Below are 8,520 nucleotides of genomic sequence, written 5' to 3' on the forward strand. Positions count from 1 at the left end.
AGTTGGGGTTTTGTTTTGCCCGTAAGAAAAGTTTCATCGACCACCGAACTACCCCAACGGTCGCAAGCATTGCCATTGGGGAAAATCGTTCTGAAGTGACCGGGCAGTTTTTGGTATGGTGCAGCTCGTTTTTTAACGGACTGATGTCATGCCCACGGATCGGCATTCATTTATGTCAAAGAGTTGCTGTAGAAATGCCTGAACCTATCCCGATCAAGGATCACGAAAAAGAGACGCGCCTGGTCAACAAACGATTGATCGCCTGCGCCTTGTTCGTCTTCGCCATCAGCTGCGCGCTGGTTGTGCGCCTGTACATCCTGCAAGTGGTCGAATTCGACTACCACTCCACCATCTCTGAAAACAACCGCGTCCACGTCCTGCCGATTACGCCGACACGCGGCCTGATCTACGACCGTAACGGCGTATTGCTCGCTGATAACCGTCCCAGTTACAACCTGACCATCACCCGCGAGCGTGCGACCGACGTCAATCAGGAGCTGGACGAGGTCATCAATCTGCTGCACCTGCCTGCTGAAGATCGTTCGGTGTTCGACAAGGCCATGAAGCAATCCCGTCATCCGTTCACGCCGGTGACGTTGTTTTATGAACTGACGGAAGAGCAGATCGCCGTATTGGCGGTCAACGAGTTCCGCTTGCCGGGCCTCGATGTCGAACCGCAGTTTGTCCGTCACTATCCGCTTGGCGCCCATTTCGCCCATTCGATCGGTTATGTCGGCCGGATCAACGAAAAGGAATCCAAGACCCTCGATTCGGTGGAATACCGCGGCACGCAATCCATCGGCAAAACCGGTATCGAGCGTTTCTATGAAGCGCAGTTACACGGCCATGTCGGATACGAAGAGGTCGAGACCAACGCTCAGGGCCGCGTCTTGCGCGTGCTCAAGCACACCGATCCGGTGCCAGGGCAAAACATTGTTCTGAGTCTCGACGTCAAACTGCAAGAAGCCGCCGAGGCCGCCCTGGGTGACCGTCGTGGCTCGGTAGTAGCGCTCGACCCCTCCACCGGCGAAGTACTGGCCATGGTCAGCAACCCCAGCTTCGACCCGAACCTGTTCGTGACCGGCATCAGCTCCAAGGAGTACTCGGCGCTGCGTGACTCCATCGACCGACCGCTGTTCAACCGCGTACTGCGTGGTCTTTATGCGCCGGGCTCGACGATCAAGCCGGAAGTGGCGATTGCCGGTCTCGATGCGGGTGTCGTCACCCCGCAGACCCGCGTCTTCGATCCGGGTTACTACCAACTCCCGGACTTCGATCACAAATACCGTAACTGGAACCACAGCGGCGACGGCTGGGTGGACATGGACGCGGCCATCATGCGTTCCAACGACACCTACTTCTACGACTTGGCCCACAAACTCGGCATCGATCGCCTACACGACTACATGGCGATGTTCGGGCTCGGCGAGAAAGTCTCGCTGGACATGTTCGAAGAGTCGGCGGGTCTGATGCCGTCGCAGGCATGGAAACGCGCCACCCGCCGCCAGGCATGGTTCCCGGGCGAAACCGTCATCCTCGGCATCGGCCAGGGCTACATGCAGGTCACGCCACTGCAACTGGCCCAGGCCACCGCGCTGATCGCCAACAAGGGTGTATGGAACCGTCCGCACCTGGCCAAGACTGTCGACGGCGTCGCCCCGGTCGACGAGCATCCAATGCCGAACATCCTGCTCAAGGATCCGCGTGACTGGGAGCAGGTTAACCACGGCATGCAGATGGTGATGCACGACGCACGCGGCATTGCCCGGGCGGCAGCGGCGGGCGCGCAGTACCGCATCGCCGGCAAGAGCGGTACGGCGCAGGTGGTGGCGATCAAGCAGGGCGAGCGTTACAACCGCGAGAAAACCCTCGAGCGCCACCGCGACAACGCCTTGTTCGTCGGTTTCGCCCCGGCCGAGCATCCGAAGATCGCGATTTCGGTGATGATCGAAAACGGCGAGGCCGGTGGTCGTGTGGCAGGTCCGGTGGTGCGGCAGATCATGGACGCCTGGCTACTCGATCAGGACGGCCATCTCAAGCCGCAATACGCAGCGCCGACCAAAGCGCCGGGTGACCCGCACGTCTAACGGTTTACAGCCTCGGCTCTGCTGGTTGCGCCGAGGCTGTGGGTCGCCCTGCAAAGCCTACTTGCAGCGGTAACCTTCGGGCATCGTGACGGTGTAGTTGCGCTGCACACGGTCCTCGAAGTTCAGATTCTGCAAGCCTTGCTCCACCAGAAAGTCTTCGACCTTGGTGGACTGGCAGTCATCGTTATAGGACGAGGCGCGCAGCAGGTAGACGGGGCGCTTGCTGGTCTCATCCCGGGCTGTGGCAATGAAGGTGCTGAGGGTGGTGTAGCCGGTTCGTTCCGAGGTACCTATCGGGCCATAGGTCGTGTTCGGTTTACTCGTACACGTCAGCCGGTCATCTTTTTTCTTGCCGGTCTTGCACACAGTAGAGGTGCTGGTCGGCACTTGCCCATACTCGGTGGCGGTATAACGGTAAGTCACCTGTCGGCTGCTGACATCGAGGCTGACGGTCATTTTTATTGGCGCGTGGTTCTTCGGCAGACTGGTATCGGTATAAACCTCTTGATAGCCCCTGTCTTTTAGCGCATTAACCATGTCCCGTAGGTAGTAGCGGGCATTAAGTGCGTTTTCGTCACTGCCGCCCGCAGAAGTCACCAGCACAGTCGCTTTTCGATCGAAGTGATAGTCCGGATCAGGTGTGGCATTTAGCGCCACGTCCATTTGTGTGGCGCAGCCGCTGATCAACGCTGTCAGTAAAAACAGCGTGCAGAATAAAAACCGGGTCATGACAAAGTCGCCTTACAACCAAGGATTGAATAAGAGTTAAACGGTGGGGACTGGCGACAATTAACGTGCGCGGATGGGCAAGGCTCAGTCTTTCTGGTACTCCAGCAAATCGCCTGGCTGGCAATCGAGTGCTGCGCACAGCTTGTCCAAGGTGGCCATTTTCACGCCCTTGACCTTGCCATTCTTCAGTAATGATAGGTTGGCCTCGGTGATGCCCAGCAGGCTGGCCAACTCTTTCGAGCGAATTTTTTGCGTGGCCATGACAACGTCAAGGCGGACGATAATGGTCATTGTATTGTTCTATATGTATTGGCTTTGCTCATCGCTGAGTACTTTTGCATCGCGCATGATAATTGAAAACAAACAGAGCAATACGCCTTTGACAATCTCGTAGGCAGAAGTGGAAGACAGGCCGATCGAGAATTGAAAAATGCGCTCTCCGGGCGGCAGATCAATAGACAGAGTCAAACCTTGCAAGGTCTCTACCAGTGGGTAGGCGGCCGGAGAAATGATGCACAGAATCCCCACTCGCCATAGCACCTTGATATTGCGCTCGGTCCAGGTTTCGCCGCGGGACAAGCGCAGGAAAAACAACCCGGTCAGCCAGAGCACGTAGGTCGAAAGCAGGACGGGCAGGAAATCCAGAATGACGAGCAGCGCGGTGACCAGTGGCGAGAGCCATGTGTCGGGGGCAAGCAGCGCACCTTCGACAAACGGGTCAAGCAATTGCGGCGAATTTTCAGCGAAAGCGTAGAGCAGAGCTGCGAGCATTTCATCCGTCTTGAAGAACCAGATCGAAGCGTTGCCACCGACCTCGGTCACCCCTAAAACCCAGACAAGAATAGCTGCCAGTAGTCCGACCCAATGCATGCGCTGCAGTGCCAATCCGTTGTTACGAGTACTCATGAAAAATCCTTGCGGTGTCATTGGGAATGACTAATTCTCGATGTTAAATTATCGAATGGCAATAATAAATTGTTCTTGTTTTGTGAAGGGGGCCACTGGCATCGGACGCAGGGCTATAGAATGAACCTCAGTTCAATTGATTTGGGAGGATTTCAATGTCGATAGGGCATCGAGCTCGAAGCAAGTCGAGAACAGGGGAGGGACGCGACCCATTCGGTGGCCGCTGATATCGATGACAGGTTCAGGGATGGATCAGAGCGGGGTACCTGCCACAGGCATGCTTCATTTCCCCGCTCTTAACGGGCTTACTTGATCTCGGTAATGAAGTGTTCCCGCGAACGACGAACCTTTTTCAGGTTGACCAACCAGTCTCCCTCAGTGGCTCTATGCCCTAGCGGCAGAATCACCACACTGCGCAGGTTGCGGGCCGCGAGTCCGAGGATTTCATCGATGGCTGCCGGGTCGAAACCTTCCATCGGTGTGGCATCGACTTCTTCAAACGCGGCGGCGATCAACGCTGAGCCCAAACCGATATAAGCTTGCCGAGCAGCCGCCTGATAATTAGCCTCCTTGCCACGTCCAGCGACAATGCCCAAGAGCATTTGACGGTAATTTTCCCAGCCCTCATTAACGGTCCCGCGTACTTCGTTGGTCAGGTCAAACATCATGTTGACCCGCTCTGCGGTGATGTCGTCCCACGCGGCAAACACCAGCAAATGAGAGCAGTCGGTAACTTGCTGCTGATTCCAGCTGACGGCTTTGATCTTTTCGCGAATCTCTGCATTGGTCACCACGAGCAACTCAAAGGGCTGCAGTCCACTTGATGTCGGCGTTAACCGCACCGCTTCCAGAATGCGTTCGATTTTTTCTTCCGGCACGGTCCTGGAAGGATCGAATTTCTTCGTTGCGTAGCGCCATTTCAGCAGGTCTGTCAGTGTGCTCATCATCAAATTCCGTAAAGGTGAAAGATGTTCAGGTGGGTCAATAACGACTGGCTGTCGTGCTGAGCCTGGGCTTATGCTAACGATTAAAGCCAACTTGAAGGTCAAGCAGTTTTTATGAAGATTGGAGAAGTGTCCAAGCGCACAGGTGTGGCCGCTTCGGCGATACGCTATTACGAGGAACAGGGTTTACTGGAGTCTTCTACCCGTGACGCCAATGGATATCGACACTATGGCGAGGCGGCTGTCGCGAGATTGATTCTGGTGCGCGATGCCCAGCGGCTGGGGTTTTCTCTCGACACCATTCGCGGCCTGTTTTTGGAGGACGGAAGTTGTTCCAAATCGCTGACCATCGAGCAAATCGATATCCGTATGGATGAGATACGCCAGATCGAGGCCAGCCTCACGATGCAACGGGAGGGTTTGTTGCGGCTACGGCATGTGCTTGAAGAAAGTTTGCGCAGTGGTGCTCCTGTCGTGTGCGCGAGTGTGCCCAGGACCGAGTCGCATCGGCCTGTGCAAAACATGATCACGCGCAACGCATTGCAGGGGGGGGAACGTACCTGAGCGGACAGCGAGGCTTGGTTGCTGGCGATAATGTTAACTCGCTTCACCTGTCGGAACTCCAAGCGCTCTACAGTGGCTGCCATCGCTCCCATATTTGCAATGCGTTCCAATGCGGGAGCGAGCTTGCTTGCGAAGAATCCTGCAAAACCGCCGAAAATCAGACTCCAGGCACCGGGCAACTCATGTCGCCTTCCTCGCACTTCAAATACCGCTTCAACGCCTCAGCCCGCACCTTGGTCACTCCGGTCAGGCAACTGCTGTAAACCCACGGATACACACTCCCGCCCGTCACCGTTGACGATGAAAACTTGCACTCGGCATCACGAAACCCGACCCACGCCCGCTGCGCACTGACCAGCAGCTTCTTGCCGTCCGGGTTGTCCTTCAAGCGCCCGGTGATCTGCTGATACAGCGTGTTCAATTCCTTGTCCGCTGCTTTGAAGTCTTGCCCGGCGCACTGGTTCATCGTCGCCTGATCGCTGGCGTTGGCGCAGTCGACAGCAGCGTGGGCGAAAGGCATGAACAGCAGTGGCGACAGGGCCAGGAGCGAACGTGGGGACATGGGGGATTCTCTCTATGTCGAAAGGAAGTGCCAGGCAGTGTAGCGAATCAGTCGCCGCTATTCAGGGACGCGCATTCTGGAGGCCTCAAGCAGACGATCTGCAGTCGCCGCAATTTCGGCGCCGTCATGCAACCTGTCCAGCCAGTGTTCGGGGATACCACGGACGCCGTAATAAGCGCCGGCCAGTTGACCGGTGATTGCGGCGGTGGTGTCGGCGTCATCGCCCAGATTGGCGGCCAAGAGGATTGCGGCGGCGAAACTGTCGGTCTGCTGAAAGCACCACAGCGCCGCTTCCAGAGACTGCACGCTGTAACCGCTGCCTTTGATGTCCGCTTCGGGCTTGCCGAGGTAATCACCGCGAGCAATGGCGGCAACTTTGGGTTGTGAGAAGTTCGCAGAGGGCAGTTGGCGCAACTCTGCCTTGGTTGCGCCTTCAAGCGCTCTGGCGATCAGCCCGGCCAGCAATTGGCAGCACTCGATGGCCTCAGGGGCGGCGTGGGTGGTCCGCGAACTGTCGGCGGCGAACTGGCGGATCTGCCGGGCGTCGGGGAAGTAGAACAAGACCACCGGCACCAGGCGCATCAGCGAACCGTTGCCGGCGCTGTAGGGGTCGGTCGAGCCGGCGAAGGGCTCTGCGGTTTGCTGGTAATGCGCGAGCGCCTGACTGACGGTCATGCCGATGTCGAAACACTCACCGGTCGAACTCAGATAACCCCACTGCCACCAGTTGAGGTAACGGCCCATCTGATCGACGGCATTGAAGCCGTTTTTGCTCAGCAGGCTTTCCGCCAGGCACAGCGCCATCGAGGTGTCATCGGTCCATTGCCCTGGCTTGAGGTGGAACGGGCCGCCACCGACCATATCGGTCAACGGTTGGAATGATCCCCGCGGCTTGAACTCTACTGTAGTGCCGACCGCGTCACCGCAGGCCAGGCCGAGCAGGGCGCCGCGATAACGTTCGGCGAGGGAGGGCAGCATGGGTCGTCCTTGTCTGGTTCGATTTCGCTGGAAAAGGTAACAGTTTCGCTGCTTGAACGGGGGCTGAATCCATTCATTCAGCGGCGCGCAAATGCAGCCGGATGTTTCTCTTTTGCACCGGTTTGATACAACTTCACATTGGACATGTGGTCATACAGGCCTAGTGTTCAAAACAGGAGGTGACGTATGAAACCAGTACCCAATAGTTTCGAACGCAAAATAACGCTCAAGGCACCGCGCTCGCATGTCTGGCGTGCATTGGTCGATGCCGAGGCGTTTGGCCAGTGGTTCGGCGTGGCGCTGGAGGGCAGGCGATTCATTGCTGGCGAATGGACGCAAGGGCAGGTCACCTATCCCGGTTATGAACACGTGCTGTGGAATGTGCTGATCGAGCGGGTCGAGCCGCAGCAGTTGTTTTCGTTTCGCTGGCATCCGTATGCGGTCAATCCGAAGATCGACTATTCCCAGGAGCCGACCACGCTGGTCAAGTTCGAATTACAGGATTACGAAGACGGCACACTGCTCAAGGTGTCCGAGTCAGGCTTCGCGCATATCCCCGATGTTCGCCAGAAAGAGGCTTATTTTATGGACAGCCGAGGCTGGGAGGAGCAACTGAACCGGCTCGAACAGTTTCTCGCCGAGAGCGCCAAAGCCCGTGAGCGTGACGGTGGCTGATATTTTCGAACCCTGGCTCAAACGCTGGTCACTGCTGCCGGACGGCGCACCCATCATCACGCCGGGCAGCCATCTGCTGCCGGTACGCCAGGGGGATACCCCAGCGATGCTCAAAGTGGCGATGGATATTGACGAGCAGCACGGCAACCGGCTGATGGCCTGGTGGAACGGCGACGGTGCCGCGCAGGTGCTGGCGCATCACGAGGATGGCTTGCTGATGGCGCGCGCCATGGGGCGGCGTTCGCTGATGCACATGGCGCTGAATGACGAGGACGACGAGGCCAGCCGGATTTTGTGTGCAGCGCTGGCGCGCTTGCATGCACCGCGTGAAACACCGCCTCCGCCGCTGGTTGAGTTGAGCCCCTGGTTTGCCTCGCTGCTCAGCGCGGCTGCTCAGCGCGGCTGCGCAGCATGGCGGCCTCTATGCACTGAGCCTGCAAACCGCTGAACACTTGCTCGCCAACCCGCAGGATGTGGTGGTACTGCACGGCGATATGCACCACGACAACGTACTGGATTTCGGCGCGTGCGGCTGGCTGGCCATCGACCCGAAACGGGTCAGGGGCGAGCGCGGTTTTGATTACGCCAACCTGATCTGCAATCCGGACCTGTCGACGGCCATTGATCCCCAGCGTTTTCGCCGGCAACTCGAAGTGATCAGCGAAGCCGCCGGACTCGATCGCCGAAGACTGTTGCAATGGGTGCTGGCGTTCGCCGGTTTGTCTGCAGCGTGGTTTCTGGAGGATGACGCACTGGAACAGGCTTCGGGGCAGCTGAAAGTCGCGCAGATCGCGGCGTTCATGCTCGATGCCTGACAGGCCTAGGGGTTTTCGGAAGGTCTTCTATGGCGAATGTCTTACACGCGATGGTAGCTATGTCGACTATTGCTGATTGGATCCGACACGTAATCTACACCCATCAACTGAGACACAGGGAGTGTTTCAGGATCACGGATGATCGACCATATGCAAGGATCGCTGCCGACAGGGAGTCGATAATGGTCTTGGGAAAAACCCGCTTCGGCGGGTTTTTTTTCGCCCAGAGAAAAGTACACCCACCTGTAGGAGCTGCCGCA

The 8,520-nt window shown here is 57.5% G+C and carries 10 protein-coding genes and 1 pseudogene; 4 read left to right on the plus strand and 7 right to left on the minus strand.

All coding sequences use genetic code 11. The features are described 5' to 3' along the window. Nucleotides 1–194: 194 nt before the first annotated feature. Nucleotides 195–2,087 (plus strand): penicillin-binding protein 2, encoded by a 1,893-nt coding sequence (gene mrdA / locus PMI37_RS24070; RefSeq protein ID WP_008085945.1) that lies wholly within the window; start codon nt 195–197, stop codon nt 2,085–2,087. A gap of 57 nt (nt 2,088–2,144) precedes the next feature. On the opposite strand, the gene PMI37_RS24075 is transcribed toward mrdA, so the two are convergent. From PMI37_RS24075 to PMI37_RS24090, 4 genes are all read right to left on the minus strand, one after another. Then, nucleotides 2,145–2,816: a hypothetical protein gene (locus PMI37_RS24075; protein ID WP_008085948.1), complete on the minus strand. Its 672-nt coding sequence runs from the start codon at nt 2,814–2,816 to the stop codon at nt 2,145–2,147. Nucleotides 2,817–2,900: 84 nt separating this feature from the next. Continuing rightward, nucleotides 2,901–3,107, minus strand: a complete 207-nt coding sequence (locus PMI37_RS24080; RefSeq protein WP_007910409.1) for a helix-turn-helix domain-containing protein — start codon at nt 3,105–3,107, stop codon at nt 2,901–2,903. Between the two features lie 9 nt (nt 3,108–3,116). Beyond that, complete coding sequence (locus PMI37_RS24085; protein WP_008085950.1) at nt 3,117–3,722, minus strand: hypothetical protein; 606 nt, start codon at nt 3,720–3,722, stop codon at nt 3,117–3,119. Nucleotides 3,723–4,027: 305 nt separating this feature from the next. Continuing rightward, on the minus strand, nt 4,028–4,669 hold the full coding sequence (locus tag PMI37_RS24090; RefSeq protein ID WP_008085952.1) for an NAD(P)H-dependent oxidoreductase: 642 nt from the start codon (nt 4,667–4,669) through the stop codon (nt 4,028–4,030). Nucleotides 4,670–4,780: 111 nt separating this feature from the next. On the opposite strand from PMI37_RS24090, the gene PMI37_RS24095 reads away from it, so the two are divergent. Next, on the plus strand, nt 4,781–5,230 hold the full coding sequence (locus PMI37_RS24095; RefSeq protein WP_008085955.1) for a MerR family transcriptional regulator: 450 nt from the start codon (nt 4,781–4,783) through the stop codon (nt 5,228–5,230). 157 nt (nt 5,231–5,387) lie between these two features. Here PMI37_RS24095 and PMI37_RS24100 read toward each other — a convergent pair whose 3' ends face one another. Beyond that, nucleotides 5,388–5,792 carry a lysozyme inhibitor LprI family protein gene (locus PMI37_RS24100; protein WP_008085957.1) on the minus strand — a complete coding sequence of 135 codons (405 nt, stop codon included), beginning with the start codon at nt 5,790–5,792 and terminating at the stop codon, nt 5,388–5,390. A gap of 57 nt (nt 5,793–5,849) precedes the next feature. Then, a complete protein-coding gene (locus PMI37_RS24105) occupies nt 5,850–6,770 on the minus strand; it encodes an ADP-ribosylglycohydrolase family protein (protein ID WP_008085958.1) in 921 nt (306 codons plus the stop codon). Between the two features lie 186 nt (nt 6,771–6,956). Here PMI37_RS24105 and PMI37_RS24110 point away from each other — a divergent pair, with 186 nt between their 5' ends. Next, nucleotides 6,957–7,445 carry an SRPBCC family protein gene (locus PMI37_RS24110; RefSeq protein ID WP_008085960.1) on the plus strand — a complete coding sequence of 163 codons (489 nt, stop codon included), beginning with the start codon at nt 6,957–6,959 and terminating at the stop codon, nt 7,443–7,445. After that, nucleotides 7,432–8,260: pseudogene (locus PMI37_RS24115) on the plus strand (aminoglycoside phosphotransferase family protein). The gene PMI37_RS24110 and the pseudogene PMI37_RS24115 overlap by 14 nt, the downstream one beginning before the upstream one ends. A gap of 41 nt (nt 8,261–8,301) precedes the next feature. Here PMI37_RS24115 and PMI37_RS32305 read toward each other — a convergent pair. Next, on the minus strand, nt 8,302–8,520 hold a 219-nt coding region (locus tag PMI37_RS32305), incomplete at its 5' end, for a hypothetical protein (RefSeq protein WP_238552731.1).

It is taken from the genome of Pseudomonas sp. GM80 (genome assembly GCF_000282515.1).
Classification (GTDB): domain Bacteria; phylum Pseudomonadota; class Gammaproteobacteria; order Pseudomonadales; family Pseudomonadaceae; genus Aquipseudomonas.

Coding starts and splice junctions, on each gene's coding strand:
- PMI37_RS24105 (WP_008085958.1), bottom strand. CDS start 6,770: ATGCTGCCCTCCCTCGCCGAACGTTATCGCGGCGCCCTGCTCGGCCTG.
- PMI37_RS24095 (WP_008085955.1), top strand. CDS start 4,781: ATGAAGATTGGAGAAGTGTCCAAGCGCACAGGTGTGGCCGCTTCGGCG.
- mrdA (WP_008085945.1), top strand. CDS start 195: ATGCCTGAACCTATCCCGATCAAGGATCACGAAAAAGAGACGCGCCTG.
- PMI37_RS24080 (WP_007910409.1), bottom strand. CDS start 3,107: ATGACCATTATCGTCCGCCTTGACGTTGTCATGGCCACGCAAAAAATT.
- PMI37_RS24100 (WP_008085957.1), bottom strand. CDS start 5,792: ATGTCCCCACGTTCGCTCCTGGCCCTGTCGCCACTGCTGTTCATGCCT.
- PMI37_RS24090 (WP_008085952.1), bottom strand. CDS start 4,669: ATGATGAGCACACTGACAGACCTGCTGAAATGGCGCTACGCAACGAAG.
- PMI37_RS24075 (WP_008085948.1), bottom strand. CDS start 2,816: ATGACCCGGTTTTTATTCTGCACGCTGTTTTTACTGACAGCGTTGATC.
- PMI37_RS24110 (WP_008085960.1), top strand. CDS start 6,957: ATGAAACCAGTACCCAATAGTTTCGAACGCAAAATAACGCTCAAGGCA.
- PMI37_RS24085 (WP_008085950.1), bottom strand. CDS start 3,722: ATGAGTACTCGTAACAACGGATTGGCACTGCAGCGCATGCATTGGGTC.